Source organism: Limosilactobacillus gastricus PS3, from assembly GCF_000247775.1.
Taxonomy (GTDB): domain Bacteria; phylum Bacillota; class Bacilli; order Lactobacillales; family Lactobacillaceae; genus Limosilactobacillus; species Limosilactobacillus gastricus_A.
Genome location: NZ_AICN01000021.1, coordinates 1 through 21,440 on the forward strand (window position 1 = coordinate 1; position 21,440 = coordinate 21,440).

At 43.3% G+C, this 21,440-nt stretch carries 22 protein-coding genes; 1 reads left to right on the plus strand and 21 read right to left on the minus strand.

The window, feature by feature from the left end; all coding sequences use genetic code 11:
- The 10 genes from PS3_RS02100 to PS3_RS02145 form a co-directional block, all read right to left on the minus strand.
- Window positions 1-443: MFS transporter (locus tag PS3_RS02100; protein WP_040467925.1), on the minus strand; the 443-nt coding region annotated here is incomplete at its 3' end.
- A 76-nt stretch (window positions 444-519) separates the two neighbouring features.
- Window positions 520-1,458, minus strand: coding sequence for a thioredoxin-disulfide reductase (gene trxB / locus PS3_RS02105; protein WP_007121881.1), 939 nt, complete (start codon window positions 1,456-1,458; stop codon window positions 520-522).
- Window positions 1,459-1,585: 127 nt separating this feature from the next.
- On the minus strand, window positions 1,586-2,497 hold the full coding sequence (gene galU / locus PS3_RS02110) for a UTP--glucose-1-phosphate uridylyltransferase GalU (protein ID WP_007121882.1): 912 nt from the start codon (window positions 2,495-2,497) through the stop codon (window positions 1,586-1,588).
- A 65-nt stretch (window positions 2,498-2,562) separates the two neighbouring features.
- Entirely contained in the window at window positions 2,563-3,579 is a 1,017-nt protein-coding gene (locus tag PS3_RS02115; protein ID WP_007121883.1) for an NAD(P)H-dependent glycerol-3-phosphate dehydrogenase, read from the minus strand.
- On the minus strand, window positions 3,576-4,415 hold the full coding sequence (gene lgt / locus PS3_RS02120) for a prolipoprotein diacylglyceryl transferase (protein ID WP_007121884.1): 840 nt from the start codon (window positions 4,413-4,415) through the stop codon (window positions 3,576-3,578). Before lgt ends, PS3_RS02115 begins: the two co-directional genes overlap by 4 nt.
- Before the next feature lie 5 nt (window positions 4,416-4,420).
- Window positions 4,421-5,365, minus strand: a complete 945-nt coding sequence (gene hprK, locus PS3_RS02125) for an HPr(Ser) kinase/phosphatase (protein WP_007121885.1) — start codon at window positions 5,363-5,365, stop codon at window positions 4,421-4,423.
- 3 nt (window positions 5,366-5,368) lie between these two features.
- A complete protein-coding gene (locus PS3_RS10060) occupies window positions 5,369-5,722 on the minus strand; it encodes a PspC domain-containing protein (RefSeq protein WP_040467926.1) in 354 nt (117 codons plus the stop codon).
- Between the two features lie 21 nt (window positions 5,723-5,743).
- Window positions 5,744-6,860 (minus strand): peptide chain release factor 2 gene (gene prfB, locus PS3_RS02135; protein ID WP_191976272.1). Its coding sequence is split into 2 segments (ribosomal slippage): window positions 5,744-6,787 and window positions 6,789-6,860, totalling 1,116 coding nucleotides; the frame shifts between segments, so codons are not numbered across the junction.
- Between the two features lie 60 nt (window positions 6,861-6,920).
- On the minus strand, window positions 6,921-9,290 hold the full coding sequence (gene secA, locus PS3_RS02140; RefSeq protein WP_007121887.1) for a preprotein translocase subunit SecA: 2,370 nt from the start codon (window positions 9,288-9,290) through the stop codon (window positions 6,921-6,923).
- A 205-nt stretch (window positions 9,291-9,495) separates the two neighbouring features.
- On the minus strand, window positions 9,496-10,128 hold the full coding sequence (locus PS3_RS02145) for a redox-sensing transcriptional repressor Rex (RefSeq protein ID WP_007121888.1): 633 nt from the start codon (window positions 10,126-10,128) through the stop codon (window positions 9,496-9,498).
- 168 nt (window positions 10,129-10,296) lie between these two features.
- Here PS3_RS02145 and PS3_RS02150 point away from each other — a divergent pair, with 168 nt between their 5' ends.
- Window positions 10,297-12,225, plus strand: a complete 1,929-nt coding sequence (locus PS3_RS02150; RefSeq protein ID WP_007121889.1) for an ABC-F family ATP-binding cassette domain-containing protein — start codon at window positions 10,297-10,299, stop codon at window positions 12,223-12,225.
- Between the two features lie 38 nt (window positions 12,226-12,263).
- Here PS3_RS02150 and PS3_RS02155 read toward each other — a convergent pair whose 3' ends face one another.
- The 11 genes from PS3_RS02155 to PS3_RS02205 form a co-directional block, all read right to left on the minus strand.
- Window positions 12,264-13,226, minus strand: a complete 963-nt coding sequence (locus tag PS3_RS02155; RefSeq protein ID WP_007121890.1) for a biotin--[acetyl-CoA-carboxylase] ligase — start codon at window positions 13,224-13,226, stop codon at window positions 12,264-12,266.
- Between the two features lie 9 nt (window positions 13,227-13,235).
- On the minus strand, window positions 13,236-13,787 hold the full coding sequence (locus PS3_RS02160; RefSeq protein ID WP_040467927.1) for a biotin transporter BioY: 552 nt from the start codon (window positions 13,785-13,787) through the stop codon (window positions 13,236-13,238).
- Between the two features lie 91 nt (window positions 13,788-13,878).
- Window positions 13,879-14,637 (minus strand): enoyl-ACP reductase FabI, encoded by a 759-nt coding sequence (fabI, locus tag PS3_RS02165; RefSeq protein ID WP_007121891.1) that lies wholly within the window; start codon window positions 14,635-14,637, stop codon window positions 13,879-13,881.
- A gap of 12 nt (window positions 14,638-14,649) precedes the next feature.
- Window positions 14,650-15,423 carry an acetyl-CoA carboxylase carboxyltransferase subunit alpha gene (gene accA, locus PS3_RS02170; protein ID WP_007121892.1) on the minus strand — a complete coding sequence of 258 codons (774 nt, stop codon included), beginning with the start codon at window positions 15,421-15,423 and terminating at the stop codon, window positions 14,650-14,652.
- A 1-nt stretch (window position 15,424) separates the two neighbouring features.
- Window positions 15,425-16,264: an acetyl-CoA carboxylase, carboxyltransferase subunit beta gene (accD, locus tag PS3_RS02175; RefSeq protein WP_007121893.1), complete on the minus strand. Its 840-nt coding sequence runs from the start codon at window positions 16,262-16,264 to the stop codon at window positions 15,425-15,427.
- Window positions 16,248-17,630: an acetyl-CoA carboxylase biotin carboxylase subunit gene (gene accC / locus PS3_RS02180; RefSeq protein WP_007121894.1), complete on the minus strand. Its 1,383-nt coding sequence runs from the start codon at window positions 17,628-17,630 to the stop codon at window positions 16,248-16,250. Before accC ends, accD begins: the two co-directional genes overlap by 17 nt.
- 9 nt (window positions 17,631-17,639) lie before the next feature.
- On the minus strand, window positions 17,640-18,074 hold the full coding sequence (gene fabZ, locus PS3_RS02185; RefSeq protein WP_007121895.1) for a 3-hydroxyacyl-ACP dehydratase FabZ: 435 nt from the start codon (window positions 18,072-18,074) through the stop codon (window positions 17,640-17,642).
- A 1-nt stretch (window position 18,075) separates the two neighbouring features.
- Complete coding sequence (gene accB / locus PS3_RS02190; RefSeq protein WP_007121896.1) at window positions 18,076-18,525, minus strand: acetyl-CoA carboxylase biotin carboxyl carrier protein; 450 nt, start codon at window positions 18,523-18,525, stop codon at window positions 18,076-18,078.
- Window position 18,526: 1 nt separating this feature from the next.
- Window positions 18,527-19,762: a beta-ketoacyl-ACP synthase II gene (gene fabF / locus PS3_RS02195; protein WP_007121897.1), complete on the minus strand. Its 1,236-nt coding sequence runs from the start codon at window positions 19,760-19,762 to the stop codon at window positions 18,527-18,529.
- Window positions 19,763-19,771: 9 nt separating this feature from the next.
- Entirely contained in the window at window positions 19,772-20,503 is a 732-nt protein-coding gene (gene fabG, locus PS3_RS02200) for a 3-oxoacyl-[acyl-carrier-protein] reductase (RefSeq protein ID WP_007121898.1), read from the minus strand.
- Window positions 20,487-21,437, minus strand: a complete 951-nt coding sequence (locus tag PS3_RS02205; protein WP_007121899.1) for an ACP S-malonyltransferase — start codon at window positions 21,435-21,437, stop codon at window positions 20,487-20,489. Before PS3_RS02205 ends, fabG begins: the two co-directional genes overlap by 17 nt.
- Between the last annotated feature and the right edge of the window lie 3 nt (window positions 21,438-21,440).

Below are 21,440 nucleotides of genomic sequence, written 5' to 3' on the forward strand. Positions count from 1 at the left end.
GGAGCAATCCCCGTAATTAAATTCCCTAGCCCCATCATCATCCCAATCTTACTTTGTGGAACTTGTTCTAAAATAATGTTAAACATTAACGGCAAGGAAATCCCGGTCCCAATCCCTTGAATTGCCCGGCCGATTAATAACCAGACAAAATTACCAGCTAAGGCATCAATGATAATTCCTCCGATAAAAAGGCTAATCGCCGTCAAAAAGAGGGTCTTCGTCTTAATGGTGGCCTTAAAGTAAGCTGAAAGGGGCACAATAATCGCCACTAAAAGCAAGTAAATTGAAGTCATCCACTGGACCGTTCCGGTATCAACCTTAAAATCATTCATCAAGGTCGGGAAGGTGATGTTCATTGCTGTTTCGACGATCACCCCACAAAAGGATAAGAGTCCCGTTGCGACGACTGCTGCAATAACATGTCGATCAATTTTTTGTTGCATAACACACTCCTAAATTTCAGAATATACGAGTATAAAATGAAAAAAGAAGCCCTGTCAAGGACCTCTTCATTGAGAATTAAGACTGTTCTAAATAATGATATACTTGTTGCCCAGCAATCGCTCCGTCCCCAACGGCGGTGGCAATTTGGCGTAGGACTGTTTCACGAACATCCCCAATAGCAAAAATCCCCTCAACCGGAGTTGCCATCTTTTCATCAGTCTTGACCCAACCTTGTTCATCTAAGATTCCTAGATCTGCAAATGGTTGTGTCATCGGCGTATTACCAACATAGATAAAGACCCCATCCACGGCAAGTTCGCGATCAATATTGGTCAGGTTATCGTGGAGCTTAATGCCAGTCACTTTATTATCATCCCCGATAATTTCTGTGGGACTAGTATTAAAAACAAACTCCATCTTGTCATTTGCCTTCGCCCGGTCTTGCAACATTGGTTGTGCCCGTAATTGATCTCGCCGAACAATTACCGTTACTTGATCTGCGAATTGAGTCAGGTACATTCCCTCCTCTACCGCTGAATCACCACCACCAATCACGGCTAAATGCTTTCCCTTAAAGAAAGCTCCGTCACAAACCGCGCAATAAGAAACCCCTCGGCCCCCATATTCTTCTTCGCCAGGAATTCCTAAATGCTTTTGTTGCGTCCCTGTCGCAATTACTAAGGCACGGGCCGTAAAGGTTTCATCCATATCAGTCGTCACGTGTTTTAAGCCATCCTTATCCACCGTGACTTTGGTTACTGAACCATAGGCATAATTAGCCCCAAATTGGGTGGCCCCTTGATACATTTGTTCAGCTAATTCCGGTCCTTGAACAGTTTTGAAACCAGTATAATTCTCAATCGTCCCCGTATTGTTAAGGTTTCCCCCGTAAATCCCCCGATCCAACATTAAGACATCTAAATCTGCTCGGGAGGCATACATTGCCGTCGTCATTCCACCAGGACCGGCCCCGATCACGATGACATCATAATTGGTTTTTGTTGCTTCTACCATCTTTTTGCTCCTCGTTTTTTAATAATGATATCTTAATGGTTTTTGCTGAACTTGTCGAGCAAACCGACTTATCAATCCTAAAACAAATCCCGAAGGCTGGTTTTAACCTTCGGGATAGTTTTTAGGTTTATTTTTTGCTGGCTTTGCTGTCTTCTTTAACAAACTTAGCCCCTAATTCTTTAATGTATTCGCGTAATTCAGTTTTCGTTTCTGGATGATTCAAACCGTATTCAATGTTTGTTTCAATCCAGCCAAACTTATTACCCACGTCATAACGCTTTCCCTTGTATTCATGGGCAAAGACACGTTGGGTCTTATTTAAAGTATTAATGGCATCCGTTAATTGAATTTCGTCCCCTTTGCCCGGCTTTGTGTTTGCTAACACGTCAAAAATTTCGGGGGTAAAGACATAGCGTCCAATGATTGCTAGATCACTAGGAGCATCTTTAGGAGCCGGTTTTTCAACAAAGCTCGTAACATTGAACAAGCCTGGTTTAACTTCAGCACTTGGATTGATAACCCCATATTTGGCTGTGTCTTCATGAGGAACCCGCATTACAGCTAAGGTAGAAGCACCCGTTTCTTCGTAGGAATCAATTAATTCTTGCGTCAATGGCTTGCCATCATTATTAATGTTGTTTAAATCATCTCCCAACATTACAACAAATGGTTCGTCGCCAATAAATGCCCGCGCCGTCAAAACTGCATCGCCTAAGCCCCGCGGATGCGATTGACGAATAAAGTAGATGTTGATATCGGTAGTTTCTTCTACCAACTTAAGCATTTCATCCTTATGCTTTTCGCGTAGATTATCTTCCAATTCAGGGTTGGAATCAAAGTGATCTTCAATGGAGCGCTTGTTCTTTCCATCAACTACGACAATGTCTTCAATTCCTGACTTCCGCGCTTCTTCAACAATAAATTGAATGGTTGGCTTGTCGACAATTGGTAACATTTCCTTGGCTAAGGCTTTCGTCGCAGGTAAGAATCGCGTTCCCAACCCTGCAGCTGGAATAATCGCTTTGCGTACTTTTTTCATATTAGTCCTCCGTACAGTACGTACTTTGTTATTGCATTTTGAATGCGTTATCATTTTAACACATTTTATTCAACTTCTGAAGTTCCTTCTCGCGTCATTAAATCAGCTAAGACTTTTTGAATATCTTGACCATTATAAACGACCTCATAAATCGCTTCGGTAATTGGCATCTTCACCTGCCGTTTTTGGGCCAGCTCATGGGCCACCTTAACTGTCGAGAGTCCTTCAATCACCATTCCCATCTCGGCAACAACTCGGTCTAAGGGTTTGCCTTGACCTAATTGATACCCAGCTCGCCAATTTCGCGAATTTTTACTGGTAGCCGTAACTACTAAATCACCAACTCCGGATAAACCAATAAAGGTCATTGGATTAGCACCAAATGATACCCCTAACCGACGAATTTCCGCTAGTCCGCGAGTAATCAAAGCCGCCCGGGCATTATCATGATAACCAAGCCCGGTCAAGGCGCCCGAACCAATCGCGATCACATTTTTAAGCGCCGCACCAAATTCGGCACCGATCACGTCATCATTAGTATAAACTCGGAAATAATGATTCATAAACAGGCCTTGCACAAATTTTGCCGCTTGTTCATCGCTTGAAGCTGCCGTCACAGCGGTCATATCGTGGATGGAAACATCTTCGGCATGACTCGGCCCTGAAAGAACCACGATCCCTTGACGATTTGTGGCAGCAATTTCTTCTTGAATCATTTCCGATGGCCGCTTATATGAGCCCTGTTCCAATCCCTTGGTCGCATGAGCAATCACTGGACTAGCACCACTGGCGCTTAGCACCTGGGCTAAATGATGGGTCACTTCCCGTAACCCTTTCGTTGGGATCACAATCAAAACTAAACTAGCATCTTTAACTGCTGCGGTCATATCAGTAGTTGCTTCCAGCCCTACTTGGTAAGTCAAATTGGGTAAATAGCGATGATTTGTATGATCTTGATTCATCTCTTGAACCTGATCAGCATTCCGCGACCATAGTTTAACCTGGTGGCCATTCTCGACTAAGACATTAGCTAAAACGCTCCCCCACGAACCAGCACCTAAAACTGCTACTTTTTCTGTCATAATTTTTTCTCCTTGATTAGTAAATCTGAATACCATGGCAGGTCAAAATGACGTCGCCGATAGATAACAATTATCACTACCGCAATCAATATCACGACTGACAGCCACTGAGAAACCCTTAACTGCCCCAACATCAAGCTGTCCGTCCGCATCCCTTCAACTATCATCCGTACCAGTGCATACCAACCTAAATAACCACAAAGAACCTCTCCTTGTTTAAGCCAATGATGGCGATGCCGAATAATAAGAAGAATAACAAAGCCAAGTAGATCACCAACCGATTCGTATAGATAAGTCGGCACCCGGTAGGCCCCGCCGATGTACATTTGATTGATGATCCAGGTTGGCAAATGTAGAGCCATCAGATGGGCTTTCGTCGTCACCAGACCATAAGCTTCCTGATTCATAAAATTCCCCCAGCGACCAATGGCCTGGGCCAAAATAACACTCGGAGCTAACACATCTAAAAAGAGCCAGGCATTCAAATGACGATAGTGGCAAAAACAAAGAATGGTGATTAAGCCACCAATCAAGGCCCCATAAATTGCAATTCCGCCATCCCAAATAGCGATAATCTCGCTAAGATTATGCGAATAATATGACCATTGAAAAACCACATAATAAGTGCGAGCACAAATTACCGCAATCGGTAATGACCACAATAAGGCATCATAGAAATCATCTTCGGGGATTCCTAAACGGCGCCCCTCCCGAATCGATAACCACAAGGCTAGGATAACCGCACTCGCAATAATAATCCCATACCAATGGACCCTAAAAGGCCCCCATTGCAGAGCTATCGGATTAATAGCTCCATTAATTAATTCAATTTTCATGCGATCTAGTTACCTTTTGAGTTTTGCTTAATTAATTGGTGAAGGTTATTATCAAAGGTCGTCGTCGCATCATAGCCCATATTTTGAGCTCGGAAATTCATCGCTGCCGATTCAATAATGATCGCCAGGTTTCGTCCGCTTTTTACGGGGAGGGAAATTTGTGGCACCGCGATGTCTTGAATCGTCCGGGTATCTCCACGATGCCCTAAGCGATCAAACTTTTTATCAGGCGACCACGATTCTAGATGAATGATTAAATCAACTTCATCTTCATCCAATACTGCACCAGTCCCGAAAAGGGTCATCACATCAATGATCCCAATTCCTCGAATTTCCATCATGTGTTTTAGGATGGCTGGGGCTGATCCAACTAAATCCCGTTCATCACGTGCGTACACTTCTACTCGATCATCGGCTACCAACCGGTGACCCCGGCGGATTAATTCCAAGGCAGTTTCGCTCTTCCCAACTCCCGAATCACCCGTCAACATGACCCCAGTGCCGTTAATGTCAACCAATACCCCATGCACTGATTCCCGTGGCGTTAATTGACTCCAAAGATAAGCTGACATATTCCCAATGGCCCGCGATGAGGTCAAATGCGTCCCTAAAATTGGAATATTAGCCTTGGCCGCGGCGGCCTTCAGTTCTGGTAAGATCGGCAAATCGGAAGTAATCACAAAACAAGGAGTCTCCTCACAGCACATCCGCTCGCAATACTCAGCCAATTTTTCATGGTCGACCTCATCAGCAAAGGCATTTTCGGTAATCCCTAATAATTGAATCCGTTCGGCCGGATAATGGGTGAAATAACCAGCAAATGGTAATGCCGGCCGACAAATATTTCCAGTTACAATAGGACGATCAATATATTCAGCCCCTTGTAAAATTTTCAACCGAGCATTATTGATGAGCTCTTCGACGGTCACAGAAGTCTTACTATCAGTCATGATTTACTCCTTTTTATCTTCATCATCGGCATCTTTGACGTCTTGTTCTTCCACGTCATGCAATTCTTTCCGCTTAAAATTTAAGCTATTGAAATCAAATTCACGGATTTTTGGGATTTGATCGCGTAAATAGGACCACATATCTTGTTGCTGGGGATCAGCTGGCATGGTGACATACAAGACAATATAGATCACAATTCCCGGTAGGAAAGAAGTCAGCGCCGTCACGATTAAATATAAAACCCGTAAAACGTTGGCGTTCCAACCTAGATAATTAGCAAAACCTCCTAGGACGCCACCCAAGACTCGATTATCAGCCGAACGTGTTAATTGTTTTTGATTTCGTCGCTTTTTCATAGTGTCCTCCTTTAACCAAGTTTACTGGGGATTCTTCTGACTTAATTGCCATTTCAAAAAAGCATTAATAAAGGGATCCAAATCACCATCTAAAACCCCTTGGGTATCATGTGTTTCATAACCGGTCCGGGTATCTTTAACTAAAGAATATGGGTGCAAAACGTAAGAGCGAATCTGGGACCCCCAACCATTCTCCAGTTGTTCTCCCGCAATTTTAGCCCGCTCTGCAGCCTGCTTTTCTTGCTCTAATTCATATAACTTAGACTTTAACATCCGCATTGCCGTTTCCCGGTTCTGGAGTTGCGACCGCTCCGCTTGTGATGAAGTCACAATCCCTGTTGGTAAGTGGGTGATCCGGATTGCAGAATCCGTCTTGTTGATATGCTGTCCCCCTGCCCCGCTGGACCGGAAAGTATCCACCCGTAAATCAGCCGAGTTAATATCAATCTCGATGCTATCATCCATCTCGGGCATGACATCAATCGAAGCAAAAGAGGTATGCCGTCGATTGGCTGAATCAAACGGAGAAATCCGCACTAGCCGATGAACCCCTTTTTCTGGATGTAAGAATCCATATGCATTATGGCCCTTAATAATTAAAGTGACACTCTTGATACCCGCTTCTTCACCGGCTTCATAATTCGCGATTTCAACTTGATATTGATGTTGTTCCGCCCACCGAGTGTACATTCGCAACAGCATTTCACCCCAGTCTTGGGCTTCCGTCCCCCCAGCGCCTGGATGAATTTCTAAGATCGCATTATTCGCATCATAAGGACCATCTAAAAGTTGATTTAATTGGTACTTTTCCACCTCAGACGTGGTTCGCCTCAAATTGTTTTCCAACTCTTTTTCTAAGTCCGCATCCGCTTCTAGACTTAATAAATCTCTCAAATCAATCAGGTCATTCACCGCTGTTTGCAAGGATAAAAAGGTATCCCGACGACCTTTCAATTGATTTGTCTCATCAATCAATTTCTGGGCCTGCTGATTGTCATCCCAAAAACCTGGTACCGTCATCTGATTTTCATGTTCTGCAATCGTTTCGTTTAAGGCATCTAAGTCAAAGAGACCTCCCGAAGCTAGCTACCTCGTTTTGGAGCGCTTCTATTTGTTTATTAATATCACTGATTTCCATAAAAACCTCATTTAAAGAATAAAAGGGGAGCTGAAACCCTCCAGCCCCCACAAATTGTGTTTATCTTGTTACATTTTGCCGAATTTCCGACTTCATGAATAAGCGTGTTGCTTCATATTCAATATCCGTGATCATTTGTTCAAACATTTGGTAACCCGCCATTTGATATTCAACCAGAGGATTACGTTGACCATATCCCCGTAATCCAACGGATTGACGGAATTGATCCATCATATCAATATGATCAGTCCAATGGGAGTCGACTACCCGTAAGATGACGACTTTCTCGAATTCAAGCATTTGAGCAGCATCATAAAGTTGTTCCTTCTTTTCGTCGTATACTTCATTAGCTAAGGTCATAAGTTTTTCCACAATCTCCGTCGTGGATAGTCCTTCGAGATCAGCTACCTGAAGTTTCTCTGGCTTGGTGATCACTTCGCTAGCAAAATCAACAATCCGATTCAGATCCCAATCCTTTTGATCACCCAAGGTATGTTGGTCCACTGCTCGTTGGACCGTCCGTTCAACCATTGGCATTAAGACATTATCAAGGGATTCGCTTTCGGTAATCACTTGTTGACGTTCTTTGTAGATAATTTCCCGTTGTTCCCGCATGACGTCATCGTATTGTAAGACGTTCTTCCGAGAATCATAGTTATTACCTTCAACCCGTTTTTGGGCCGATTCAACCTGCCGCGTCAAGAACCGACTCTTAATTACAACATCTTCATCATCATCATCAACTTGAAGCCGTTGTAAAAAGGCTTTGATCCGGTCGCCACCGAACCGCTTCATAAGGTCATCTTCCAATGATAAGTAAAATTGTGATAAGCCCGGATCTCCTTGCCGACCCGACCGGCCTCGTAATTGATTATCAATTCGCCGTGATTCATGTCGTTCGGTCCCAATCACCGCTAAACCACCAAGTTCACGGACGCCGGGTCCTAATTTAATATCAGTCCCCCGACCAGCCATATTGGTAGCGATGGTCACGGCCCCAACTTGACCTGCGTTCTTAACGATTTCCGCTTCCTTAGCGTGGTTTTTGGCGTTCAAGACCACGTGCGGAATCTTCTTTTCATCCAACAGATGTGAAAGATATTCAGATGTTTCCACCGCAACCGTCCCAACCAGAATTGGTTGACCCTTGGTATGTAACTCATCAATTTTACGGACGACCGCATGGAATTTACTGGTTAAGGTTGGATAAAGTAAGTCCGGTTCATCAACCCGAGCAACGGGCATGTTCGTCGGAATCGAGATCGTATCCATATTATAAATTTCACGGAACTCTTCCATTTCTGTCCGTGCCGTCCCCGTCATTCCGGAAAGTTTACTGTACATCCGGAATAGGTTCTGGTAAGTGATGTTAGCCATCGTCTTGTTTTCTTCTTGAATTTCGACATGTTCCTTGGCTTCGATCGCTTGGTGCAACCCATCGGAGAACCGGCGACCTTCCATCACCCGTCCGGTAAAGGAATCAACGATCAAGACTTCACCGTCACGGACCACATAATCCTTATCTAACATCATGATGTAATTGGCCCGTAAAGCTTGGTCCAAGTGATGCGTTAAGGCTGTATTATCGGTGTCGTATAGGTTGTCCAGATTAAAATATTGTTCTGCCTTTTTAATTCCATCATCAGTTAAAGAAACGGTTTTGGACTCCAGATCAATTTTGTAGTCATCTTCTTCCGTCAACTTTTTCACAAATCGATCGGCTTGTTGATACAGCTTGGAAGTCCCCGTTCCTGGTCCAGAAATAATTAATGGGGTCCGTGCCTCATCAATAAGGATCGAATCCACCTCATCGACAATCGCAAAATTCAGCCCGCGTTGCACTTGATCTTCTTGGTAAACAGCCATGTTGTCCCGCAAATAATCAAATCCAATTTCGCTATTAGTTGAATAGAGAATATCAGCCGCATAGGCAGCCCGCTTTTCATCTGCCGTTCCTTCAGCCCCATTGACCCCAACAGATAGGCCTAGCCAATGATAGAGTTGCCCCATTTCTTCAGCATCCCGTTCCGAAAGATACTCATTAACGGTGATAACGTGCACACCCTTGCCGGCAAGAGCATTTAAATAAACTGGCATGGTGGCGGTTAGAGTCTTCCCTTCCCCCGTCTTCATTTCGGCGATATTCCCACCATGCAAGACAATTCCTCCCATGATTTGAACGTGGAATGGATATAAACCTAAAACCCGTTTTGCTCCTTCCCGAGCAACCGCAAAAGCTTCCGGTAAAATATCATCTAAAGTTTCCCCATTGGCCAAGCGTTCTTTAAATTCTGGAGTTTTGGCTTGTAATTCTTCGTCTTTTAGTGATGCCATTTGATCAGCATACTCTTCAACCTTCCGAGCTTGCCGAGCAATTCGCCGGAGTTCCCGTCGATCACTTTCGACCCATTTTCTTAAAATGTTAGCCATCTAAATCTTTTCCTCCAATTTAAATTGACCACCTATTGGGATTTTTACTAATAGCTGGTCTAATTGTTAAACATAATCTTTGTTATTCTACCATGATAGCGCCGTTAATGCGAATTATGACAACCTTTCACCCAAAATTTATTGACTTGCCGATAATTAGAAAAACCCCGGAGCAGATCACTACTCACGAGGTTCAATTCTGAATTTACTTTTGCGTACTTTCAATAAAGTAAATCAAAGTTTGCAATTCATTAGTTAAATCAATATTTTGGACTTGTACTTCCTTAGGGACTGACAGCCGAACTGGCGTAAAGTTCAAAATCCCTCTTACTCCGGTTTCTACTAGTTCATCCGTCACCTTTTGAGCTTGATCACCTGGCACCGTCAAAATCACGGCGTCAATTTGTTGCTCGCGCAATTGCTTTTGCATCTCAGTGACTGGGTACACCGGAATCCCGCTTTGAATGGTATTAGCTAATTCTGGTTTGGGATCAAAAGCACACGAGATCCGCAGATTAGTATTTTGATGGAAATTATAGTTCATCAAAGCCCGTCCAATATTACCAACCCCCACTAAGGCGATACTGGTCAATTGGTCTTGATTTAGGACTCGCTTAAAAAAATTAAGTAATTTTTCTACATCATATCCGTAACCACGTTTCCCAAGTTCCCCAAAATAAGAAAAATCACGCCGGATCGTAGCTGAATCGACTTGCACCGCTTCAGATAATTCGGTCGATGATACCCGTTTTTTGTTGGCATTTAATAAGATGTTTAAGTAGCGGTAGTATACTGGCAAGCGCTTGGCCGTAGCCCGAGGTATCTTACGATTTGGCATCTTTCTGTATTACTCCTAATTAATCATTTTTCTTTACCTGCTAATCATAACAAGTTTTCCAATGTTTGTGAAATGTTTTTCATTATTTTGCCAATATTTTACTAAATTTTGCGAGATATGCTACAATCAAATAGCTTATAAACCTTTCTATATCACAAAGGAACAATTATGTTATTATTACAAACCAATAATGTTGAGCGGCGCTTTGGAGCCGATACATTATTTCACAAGATCAACCTACAAATCAATGACCATGCCCGAATTGCCTTGGTTGGGCGAAATGGTGCCGGCAAAACTACCCTGCTCCGAATCATCGCCGGAATCACGACGCCCGATGAAGGTGAAGTTACCACTATACGGGATTTGACCATTGGTTATCTAGCCCAAGATCAAGGCTTAGATAGCCAAAATAGCATCTGGGCTGAAATGGATAGTGTTTTTGCCCCTCTTCATCAAATGGAAGCAGCCATTCATGATTTGGAAAGCCAATTAGCCACGATTGATCCTACCAGTGACGATTTTGCTAACATTACGGGCCAATATGATCAATTACAAACTAAATTTCAGAGTCAAGGTGGTTATGAAATTAATTCTAAAATCCGGGGCGTCTTGACCGGTTTTGGTTTTACTGAACAAATGTATGATCAACCGGTGACTGATCTTTCAGGTGGGCAAAAAACCAAATTGGCTTTAGCAAAAATCCTGTTAGAACGCCCTCAATTATTAATCTTGGATGAACCGACCAATCATCTTGATATGAATGTGCTAACCTGGTTAGAGAGTTATTTAAAGACTTATCGTGGGGCCCTCCTCATTGTGTCTCATGACCGCTATTTCTTAGACCGGGTAGTTAATGAGGTTTACGATCTCGATCAAAAAACGCTTCGCCACTACACCGGAAACTATAGTCAATTTGTTGATCATAAAGCCGACTGGTTGCAAAGTGAAATGAAACATTATGACCAGCAACAAAAAGAAATTGCCAAATTAGAGGACTTTGTTAATCGTAATCTGGTACGGGCATCAACCACCAAGCGAGCACAATCACGACGGAAACAATTGGAAAAAATGGAGCGCATGGAGCGGCCCACGACCGATGATCGATCCATTCATTTTCAATTTCATAGCGAACATGAGAGCGGAAATGAGGTCCTTGAAGTTGACCAACTATCTATCGGTTACCATGATCAAAAAATCGCCGGCCCCCTCTCTTTTACCGAACGAAAAGGACAACGGTTGGGGATTATTGGACCCAACGGAATCGGTAAATCGACCCTCTTAAAAACGATTTTAAATCTGCTCCCCCCCATTAGCGGGACGGTCAAACTTGGTGCCAACCTTGAAATTGGTTATTACGACCAAGAGCAACAACAGCTCCATCCCGAAAAAACTGTTTTAGATGAAGTTTGGGACGAGCATCCCGAAGTCGATGAAACCGAAATCCGAACCCTGCTGGGAAGCTTTTTATTTATCGGTGATGATGTCTATAAGCAGGTAAAGGACCTCAGCGGGGGACAAAAAGCCCGGTTAGAATTAACCAAACTTTCTTTCCAACCAATGAACTTCCTAGTGCTAGACGAACCGACGAACCACTTAGACATCGACAGTCGCGAAGTCTTAGAAACCGCCATTAACGAATTTACCGGCACGGTGTTATTTGTTTCACATGATCGATACTTTATTAATCAAGTTGCGACCCAGCTAGTAGCCATCCACCCTGATCATGCCACTAGTTATGAAGGAGACTATGATGATTATTTAGCTGCCCTTGACCAAAGTCATGATCAAGTAAGCGAAGAGACAACTAATGAGGTGGCCAAACCAAAGCAAGAATCTTATCAAGCTACTAAAGAAATTCAACGGGAGCGGCGGAAACTTCAACGAAAAGTGGATGAATATGAAGAGACGATGGAAAAACTTGATCAGCAAATTGCCAAGATTCAAGAAACCATGAATCAACCGGAAGTCGCTTCAGATATCGCAAAATTAACCGATCTCCAAAAGGAATTGGACCACTATCAAGCCCAAGCTGATGAAGCTGAATTAGCCTGGACTGAAACCGCGGAAGCTTTAGAATCTTTTGATCAGGATAACTAAAAATAAGCTGAGGAATCATTCCTTCAGCTTATTTTTAGTTACCATTTAACTTTAGTTACTTCTCCACTATCAAAACTTCGTAATTTTTGATCAGCAACCTTCAATACTAGGGCTCCTTGATCATCAATCCCGTCAACCAACCCGGTCACTTGTTCACTTCCACACACTAAAGTAACTTGGCGACCAATCAATAATTGACGCTGCCGATAAGCAGGTAAATAACATCCACTGCTATAAGTTGCATTTAAGTTACTAAAGCGATTCAAGAAATTCGCTAAAAACTGATTTCGATCAAAATCGACTACCTGCAAAGATGCCACTTGGTCGTGGAGTTCTGCGGGAAATTTGGTAGTTGATAAATTAATTCCAATCCCCACAATAATAGATCCCCACTGGGGATTATCAACATCCAAAACTGCTTCCGTTAAAATTCCCGCAATCTTTTGTTGCCCCAAGTAAAGATCATTAACCCACTTCACTTGAAGCCTTAATCCAGGAATTAACCTTTCTAATTCCTCACTTATTACCACCGCAACACTCGTTGTCAGTAAACCAGCTTTGGTAATCTGTTCAATTGGCTGATGGGGAATAACCACACTAAAATATAGGCCCGTTTGAGCTGGCGAATAGAATTTCCGTCCTAACCGTCCATGACCCGCTGTTTGATGATTTGCGACTACCGCGATGAATCGATCGTCAGATTCATTTGCAATGATTTCCTTTGCCCGATCTTGGGTCGAAGTAACTTCATCCCACACTTCCAACTTCCACATGTCTGACGATCCCATTTGGCGTTGAATCAATTGTTGGCTTAAATGCCTGGTCCCCACAAACCGGTATCCCTTGGCATGATCAACCGCGATCTGATAACCACTGGCTTTTAATTGTTGAATGGCCTTAGATACGCCTGCTCGGGTTACTCCCAACTGACTTGCTAACTCGTTACCATTTAGCCAACTTTGATGATCAATTAAAGCTGCTAAAATTTCATCCTTTAACATCGCAATCTCCTAATCAATTACCTTGGATTTTCGCAAACGCCGAGCAATTATGACCGACAGACAAACCTTAATCGTATCACCTGGTAAATAAATCATCATCGCCCCTAAAGTAAAGGATAAGGAAAAGTGCATCCACCATGACAATAAAAGGCCACCAACCAAATCAACTAGTACAGCTCCCGTTAACCAAACAATGATTAATTCAGACCACCAATACTGACGCAAAAAATTAATTCTCAGTAGCCATCCCATGATAAATGGGGCGATCATCCACATAATCAAATAACATCCTGAGGGTGATAATAAGACCTGCAAGCCACCATGACCACCCGAAAGGATAGGTAACCCAAGAGCTACCATCCCCAGAAAAGTGATCATAGTCCCAGTTCCCCACCAAGGTCCTAAAATTTCCCCTGCCAACATCATCCCTAAGTTCTGAAGGACAATTGTGACGGGAATAATCGCTAAAGGAATCCCCGGAAAAAAACCAAAAATGATCGTTAAAGCTAAAATAACTGATGCCTGGGTCAAATGACGTAAATTCTGATGATTTAAATTCATAAACACTCCTCGTCAACTAGTTTTATATTTTAGTTGACCATACTTGAAAATAAAGTCTTCCCTCAGTAACTTTCAGGAAGATTAGTAGTTATTAAATTAAATGGACACCCTTATCAACGTATATCACGTCACCAACTACCCCAGTTGATAAATCACTCATTAAGAAAGCACAGGTTCCCCCTACTTCTTCTTGAGTGGCATCCTTCCCATCAACTGTTCGTTCTTGCGACATCCGCAATAAGTCTTTGTGTCCTTGAACCCCGGTAACCGCTAAAGTCTTGATTGCTCCTGCCGAGATCGCATTCACGCGTACGCCATACTTACCCATATCGCGAGCTAAGTACCGTACATTCGCTTCTAGAGCGGCCTTAGCAACTCCCATTACATTATAATTAGGAATTGCTCGTTCTGCGCCAAAGTAACTCATTGCTACAATACTGGCCGGATCATTTAAAATCTTACGACCATTTCGCGCAACCGCAATTAAAGAATATGCGGATACATCTTGAGCTAAATTATATCCTTCTTCCGTTACATCCATGATTTCGCCACCCAAATCTTCTTGGTTAGCAAAAGCAATCGAATGGACGATCCCATCAACCTTACCAAACCGGTCTAAAATTGTATTAAAAGCCGTTTGAATGCTAGCTTCATCGGATGCATCACATTGAATCAAACGGTTATCATCATCAACTAACTTTTTAATACTCTTTAAGGTCCGATCACGATTATAGGTATAGATAAGCTCCGCACCTTGTTCTGCCATCACTTTGGCACACCCCCAAGCGATTGAACGCTTGTTGGCGACTCCCATAATGACAATCTTTTTATTTTCTAAAATGCCTGACATAGCTTCTTCCTTTTAAAATTTTCGATAACGTTGGTGACGTTGACTAAGTAATTCTTCGGGGGTTAACTCTTGTAACTTCGGTAATTCCCGTTTGAGAACAGCTTCAATCTGTGCCGTCGTGACTTGATGATCAGTTGATTCTGGAATGACACCTTCAATAACCTGTTTTTTCAAAAGGGCTTCTGGAGTCATTTGCATCACTTCAGCTGCTTCATCCGCGCGACTGCTATCTTTCCATAAGATTGAAGCAAAACCTTCAGGAGATAAAATTGAGTAAGTACTATTGGCAAGCATCCAAACCTGGTCACCACAGGCCAATGCGAGCGCCCCACCACTCCCCCCTTCACCATAAATGATGGTGATGATGGGCGTTGGGATTTGGCTAATTGCTAAGAGATTTTCTGCAATGGCTTGGCCTTGACCATTTTCCTCAGCGGAACGTCCCGGATAGGCCCCGGCAGTGTTAACCAGCATCACTACGGGACGATGAAACTTACCCGCTTGTTCGGTTAATCGTAAGGCTTTGCGATATCCACCAGGTTCAGGACTACCAAAATGTTTAGCCACTCGCTCAGCAATACTCCTCCCACGATCCGTCGTAATGACCGTAATTGGTTGACCATTAAAGGTCGCTAAACCACCAACAATCGCCGGATCATCACTTCCTCGCCGATCACCATGAAGTTCCATGAAATCCGGAAATAGTTGTTGAATAATTTCCACACCAGTGATTTTTGATTCACTGCGGGAGGCTTTGACAATTTCAGCTGCTGTTAACTGACTCATGCTAATGACCTCCATTCTGCAACAACCATTCTATGGTCGCTTTTTCATCCTGACGTTTGACAATTTGGTCAATAAAACCGTGATCCAAAACATTTTCAGCCTCTTGTAAATTGGCTGGAATCTTTTCATGCATGGTCTGCTCAATCACCCGGCGGCCGGCAAAGCCAACCATCGCGTGTGGTTCAGCTAAAATAATATCCCCTAGCATGGCAAAACTAGCGGTAACCCCACCAGTCGTCGGATCAGTCAAAACCACAATATATAATAAACCAGCTTCGCTGTGTCGAGCAATCGCACTGGAAACTTTCGCCATTTGCATTAAGGAGGTGATCCCTTCTTGCATTCGTGCTCCTCCCGATGCCGTGAACAGTACCACTGGCAATCGGTCTTGCGTTGCATCTTCAAACAAGCGGGTAATCTTTTCACCAGTTACCGAACCCAAAGATCCCATAATGAAGGTTGGATCCATAATACCAAGATTAAAACTGGTTTGATTGATTACCGCTCGTCCAGTCGCAACCGAGTCATTCAACCCGGTTTGCTGCTGGGCTCGTTGGATTTTGTCTAAATATCCCGGAAAATCCAAGGGGTCAGCCGTTTGCAAATCCGTATCCATGGGTTGAAAATCGTCCACCAGCCACTTTAAACGATCCTGAGCCGAGATCCGAAAGCCATAATCACATTTCGGGCAGGTCACGTATTGGTCTAATTGTTTCATAAAAAGGGCAGTCTGACATTTCGGACATTTCTGCCACAAACCATCAGGAACTTTTTGATTAGCAGCTGGGTCAGCTTTGATGTGGTGTTCGCTTAAAGTGTTACTTTTACGATACAGTTTCACTACGAACCTCTCCCTTCCAACGTGGTAAAAATTCTTGTTCAAGATAATTAGTTGTAAAGGTGCCGGCAATAAATTCCGGATCGTTTAGAATTGCAAGGTGAAATTTTTGATTAGTGGTAATTCCCATTATTACCATTTCATTAATTAACCGCTTTAACTTTTCAATGGCTTCCGTTCGATCGTTGCCTAAAGCAATGACCTTGGCAATCATTGAATCATAAAAAGGGGTTACAACGGAACCTGGATACAAGGCCGTATCAATCCGCATTCCCAGATTACCAACTGGTAAGTAAAGATAGGAAACCTCACCTGTCGATGGCATAAAATTCTTTTGCGGATCTTCAGCATTGATCCGACATTCGATCGCATGCCCATTCAATTGAATATCGGCTTGGCTAAATGGCAATGGTTCCCCTGCGGCAACCGTAACCTGAGCCTTCACAATATCAATTCCCGTTACCATTTCGGTAACTGTATGTTCCACCTGAATCCGAGTATTCATTTCCATAAAGTAAAAATGATGATCTTGGTCCATCAAGAACTCTAAGGTTCCCGTATTCCGATAGTCAATCGTTTCAATCGCGCGCAGGGCAATTTCACCTAATTCTTGACGCTGTTCTTCAGTAATCAGCGGGCAAGGACTTTCTTCAATTACCTTCTGCTTATTCCGTTGTAGTGAACAATCTCGTTCTGGAAAGTAAACGGCATTATTGAAATCATCACGAAAAACTTGAACCTCAATATGCTTCACGTTTTCCATAATTTTTTCTAGATACATCCGGTCATCATTAAAGGACACCCGTGCTTCACTTTGGGCTTCATTAAAGGAGCGCGCTAATTCTTGGGCCGATTCAATCCGTCGAATCCCTTTTCCACCACCACCGGAAGCGGCTTTCAATAAAACGGGATAACCGATTTGATCCGCAACTTGTTTAGCCTCTTCCGCGGTCTGGACATAACCATCACTCCCGGGAATTACTGGGACATGACCCTTGATCATTTGTTCCCGTGCATGTTCCTTATTACCCATTTGATCAATGGTTTCTGGACGTGGCCCAATGAACTTGATTCCGAGGTCTTCACACATTTCCGCAAATTCAGCGTTTTCTGAAAGAAAGCCGAATCCGGGATGAATTGCTTCGGCACCTGTACCAATCGCAGCTGCCAAAATATTATTCATATTTAAGTATGAATCCTGTGGACGTTGGGTGCCGACACAAACAGCTTGATCGGCTAATTGAACGTGTAAACTATCCCGATCAGCAGTTGAGTAAATCGCTACCGACTTAATCCCCAATTCCCGTAAAGACCGAATAATTCGAACCGCAATCTCCCCACGATTAGCTACTAGTACCTTTGAAAACATCTTTGTCTCCTATCCAATGAAAAAGGTTAGTTCAGCTGTACATGCTTTTTTGCCATCAACCCAGGCAATTCCTTTCCCTGAACCAATGTTGCGTTTAACTTTATCTAAAGTTACTTCTAACTTCATCACATCACCAGGTCGGACAACCTTGCGGAATTGGGCAGACTTGATCCCACCAAAGTAAGCTGTTTTCCCCTTAAATTCCGGTTGTGAGAGTAAAGCAACCGCCCCAGTTTGAGCTAGTGATTCGACAATTAGAGCTCCTGGTAAGACTGGATTTTGCGGAAAATGTCCATTAAAGACATTTTCATTAATCGTGACATTCCGCGTTGCTACCGCGCGTTGACCAGGTTCTAATTCTTCCACCCGATCAATTAATAGCATTGGGTAACGGTGTGGCAAAATCTTTTGAATAGCTGTTGAATCTAATAATGGTTCTGACATTTTAGCCCTCCGTAACTGTGAAGAGTGGTTGCTCAACTTCCACTAAGTCACCATTTTGAACATTAATTTCGCTAATGGTTCCCGCAACTTCACTCTTAATTTCAGTCATCATTTTCATGGCTTCCACAATACATACAACATCGCCAACTTTAACTTGACTACCAACTTCAACATAAGCTGGAGTATCCGGCTTTGGTTGTAGATAAACTGTTCCAACTAAAGGCGATTTAATTAATTGACCAGCTGATTTCACAGGTTCAGCTGGGGTTTCTTCAGCACCTTTTGTTGACGGAGCTGAAACAGCTGGACTAGTTGTTGACGGTTCTACAGACCGAATTGACTGTTCATTTTTGCTTAAATAAAGATGAAAATCACCATCTGCTAAATCCATTTCGCGCGTGGTCGATTTTTCAAAAGCCGTCATTAATTTTTGAATATCTTTAAATTCCATCTTAATCACTCCACTTCCGGAAGGCTAAAACGGCATTGTGACCACCAAACCCTAAAGAATTGCTCAAGGCATATTCCGCCTTTGGTTGGTCTTGATTATCTTTTGTTACCAAATTAACTTGGCATTCCGGATCTTGTTCAAAGCAGCCAACATTGGCTGGTAACTTCCCTTGTAATAAGCCAGCTACCGTTGCGACGGCTTCAACTGCTCCGGCCCCACCAAGTAAATGACCGGTCATTCCCTTGGTACTACTTACCAGCACGTGATTATCTTCACCAAATACCCGGTTGATGGACTTGGATTCACCACTATCATTGGCATGGGTCGCCGTACCGTGTGCATTAATATAATCAACTTGATCCGGCGTAATCCCCGCTTCTTTAATGGCTTGTTGCATGGCCCGAGCGGCACCTTTTCCAGACGGATCTGGTGAAGTGATATGGTAAGCATCACCGGTTGATCCATAACCAACCACTTCGCCAAGAATCTTGGCTCCTCGTGCTTGGGCATGTTCAAGACTTTCTAATACCAGAGCGGCCCCACCTTCACCTAAAACGAAACCATTCCGGTCTTTATCAAATGGTAATGAAGCGTGTTTTGGATCTTCATTTGTTGAAAGGGCGGTTAAAGCAGCAAATCCAGCAATTCCAATTTCATTAACTGCTGCTTCAGAACCACCAGCAATCATTACTTCCGCCCGGCCTTCTTTAACTTGCCGATAAGCATCACCAATGGCATTCGTGGCCGTCGCACAAGCTGTCACAACCGAACTAACCATATTTTGTGCATTAAAGCGAATCGAAATGTTACCAGCAGCCATATTAGAAATCGCCATTGGTACGAAAAATGGTGAAACCCGCCGTGGGCCCTTTTCATGCATCTTAATAATTTGTTCTTCGATGGTTGTTAAACCACCGATCCCCGAGCCAAAGATGACTCCCATGTCTTCTGGATTAGTGTTTTCTTCATTAATCCCGGCCATATCAATCGCTTCTTGAGAAACTTGGACTGCATATTGAGAATATAAATCCATTCGCCGGGCTTCTTTTTTGCCAACCACTTGTGCTGGATCAAAATCATCGATCTGACCAGCAACCGTAATGCCAGTTTCACTTGCATCAAACTTGGTAATCTTCTTAATTCCAACTTTACCAGCTAAAGTATTATCGACAAAAGCTTGGTAGCCATTCCCGTTTGCGGCAATCGCTCCCATCCCTGTAATCACTACTCGAGTCATTTGGACCTCCTAAATAGTCATTCCACCATCAACCACGATCACTTGTCCTGTGACATAGTCATTTTGTGCCAAGAACAGTGCTGCTTGGGCCACTTCTTCAGGGTTACCCAACCGTTTTAATGGAATCTGGTTTAATAGTTGTTCTTTAACCTTATCTGACAAAACTGCCGTCATATCACTTTCAATCATTCCCGGTGCAATCGCGTTACAACGGATCCCACGCATTGCCCCTTCTTGAGCCACGGTCTTCGTCAGGCCAATAATGCCACCTTTACTAGCAGCATAGTTAGCTTGACCGGCATTCCCATGTAGGCCAACAACACTAGCTAAATTAACGATACTCCCTGAACGTTGTTTGTTCATTTTCTTCAAAATAGCTTGCGTTAACATAAATGGCCCTCGCAAGTTGACGTTAATAACTTGATCAAAGTCATCTAACTTCATCCCAATCATTAACTTATCGCGAGTGATCCCGGCGTTGTTAACTAATACGTCCACATGACCATAGGCATCCCAAGCAGTTTGGGCAAAATCCTTAATGGTATCTGGATCAGCAACATCCGCTTGTAAGAAAGTATATTCAGTATTTAAAGCCGTTAGTTCATCCGTCAATTCACTCGGTAGCTCATGACGGGCGTTCAGGATTACTTTACTGCCAGCTTTAGCAAAAGCTAAGGCCGTAGCAGCACCAATTCCTCGCGAACTTCCGGTGATTAAGACTACTTTATCCTTGAGTTCCATTTTGGATCTCCTTTACAAATTCTTGATAATCAGCCAAAGTTTCAATATGATAACGAGTTAATCCTCGATCAACTTGCTTGGCAAATTGTGACAAGGTCTTACCTGGTCCGATTTCCAAAGTGGCATCGACCCCTTGGTGATCAATCATATATTGCAGATCTTCACCAAAATGAGTTGGAACTGCCAATTGGCACTCCATGACTGCTTTAATTTCATCAGCATGGAGAGGTTGAACCGTCGTATTACTAATCATCGGGACAACCGGTTCCTTAAAATCAACACTTTGTAACCGGTCATGCATTTTAGCTCGCGCCCCATTAAAGAGCGGCGTATGAAAGGCCCCGTTGACCTTCAAAATTACTGCTTTTTTGGCGTAACCATTGGCCGTAATTTGATCCACCGCCACTTGTAAATTTGGTAGAGTCCCACCTAAAACCACTTGAGATGGTGAATTATAGTTAGCGACGTATACCGGTTGACCGTTCTTTTGGCTTGCTTCACAAATCGCTAACACCTCTGGTAAATTAGGCTTTACAATCGCTGCCATTGTACTGGTGACTGCATCAGCATCAGCTTGCATGTATTTCGCCCGATCAGCTAATAAACTAATGCCAGACGACAGGTCAATTGCCTGACTCGCGATCAAGGCGGCATATTCACCTAAAGATAGACCGGCCATGGCTGCAATTGGCAATTCGGGTACATCCCGCTGCAACATTCGATAAATTCCGTAGCTAAAGGTAACAAGCGCTGGTTGAACATTGATTGTTTGGTCCAGCTCACCATTTTCACCACGAAGAATCGTTTCAATATCAAGGCCACTAGCTTCACTAGCCGTTTTTACAGTTTTTAGAAAAGGAGGATCGGCCAAAAGGTCAATCCCCATTCCCGGCTTCTGTGAGCCCTGGCCACTAAACAGAATCCCTAAACGCATTTA

Excerpts from the sequence above, each read along its gene's own strand:
- trxB (WP_007121881.1), bottom strand. The coding sequence starts at position 1,458 with ATGGTAGAAGCAACAAAAACCAATTATGATGTCATCGTGATCGGGGCC.
- galU (WP_007121882.1), bottom strand. The coding sequence starts at position 2,497 with ATGAAAAAAGTACGCAAAGCGATTATTCCAGCTGCAGGGTTGGGAACG.
- PS3_RS02115 (WP_007121883.1), bottom strand. The coding sequence starts at position 3,579 with ATGACAGAAAAAGTAGCAGTTTTAGGTGCTGGTTCGTGGGGGAGCGTT.
- lgt (WP_007121884.1), bottom strand. The coding sequence starts at position 4,415 with ATGAAAATTGAATTAATTAATGGAGCTATTAATCCGATAGCTCTGCAA.
- hprK (WP_007121885.1), bottom strand. The coding sequence starts at position 5,365 with ATGACTGATAGTAAGACTTCTGTGACCGTCGAAGAGCTCATCAATAAT.
- PS3_RS10060 (WP_040467926.1), bottom strand. The coding sequence starts at position 5,722 with ATGAAAAAGCGACGAAATCAAAAACAATTAACACGTTCGGCTGATAAT.
- secA (WP_007121887.1), bottom strand. The coding sequence starts at position 9,290 with ATGGCTAACATTTTAAGAAAATGGGTCGAAAGTGATCGACGGGAACTC.
- PS3_RS02145 (WP_007121888.1), bottom strand. The coding sequence starts at position 10,128 with ATGCCAAATCGTAAGATACCTCGGGCTACGGCCAAGCGCTTGCCAGTA.
- PS3_RS02150 (WP_007121889.1), top strand. The coding sequence starts at position 10,297 with ATGTTATTATTACAAACCAATAATGTTGAGCGGCGCTTTGGAGCCGAT.
- PS3_RS02155 (WP_007121890.1), bottom strand. The coding sequence starts at position 13,226 with ATGTTAAAGGATGAAATTTTAGCAGCTTTAATTGATCATCAAAGTTGG.
- PS3_RS02160 (WP_040467927.1), bottom strand. The coding sequence starts at position 13,787 with ATGAATTTAAATCATCAGAATTTACGTCATTTGACCCAGGCATCAGTT.
- fabI (WP_007121891.1), bottom strand. The coding sequence starts at position 14,637 with ATGTCAGGCATTTTAGAAAATAAAAAGATTGTCATTATGGGAGTCGCC.
- accA (WP_007121892.1), bottom strand. The coding sequence starts at position 15,423 with ATGAGTCAGTTAACAGCAGCTGAAATTGTCAAAGCCTCCCGCAGTGAA.
- accC (WP_007121894.1), bottom strand. The coding sequence starts at position 17,630 with ATGTTTTCAAAGGTACTAGTAGCTAATCGTGGGGAGATTGCGGTTCGA.
- fabZ (WP_007121895.1), bottom strand. The coding sequence starts at position 18,074 with ATGTCAGAACCATTATTAGATTCAACAGCTATTCAAAAGATTTTGCCA.
- accB (WP_007121896.1), bottom strand. The coding sequence starts at position 18,525 with ATGGAATTTAAAGATATTCAAAAATTAATGACGGCTTTTGAAAAATCG.
- fabF (WP_007121897.1), bottom strand. The coding sequence starts at position 19,762 with ATGACTCGAGTAGTGATTACAGGGATGGGAGCGATTGCCGCAAACGGG.
- fabG (WP_007121898.1), bottom strand. The coding sequence starts at position 20,503 with ATGGAACTCAAGGATAAAGTAGTCTTAATCACCGGAAGTTCGCGAGGA.
- PS3_RS02205 (WP_007121899.1), bottom strand. The coding sequence starts at position 21,437 with ATGCGTTTAGGGATTCTGTTTAGTGGCCAGGGCTCACAGAAGCCGGGA.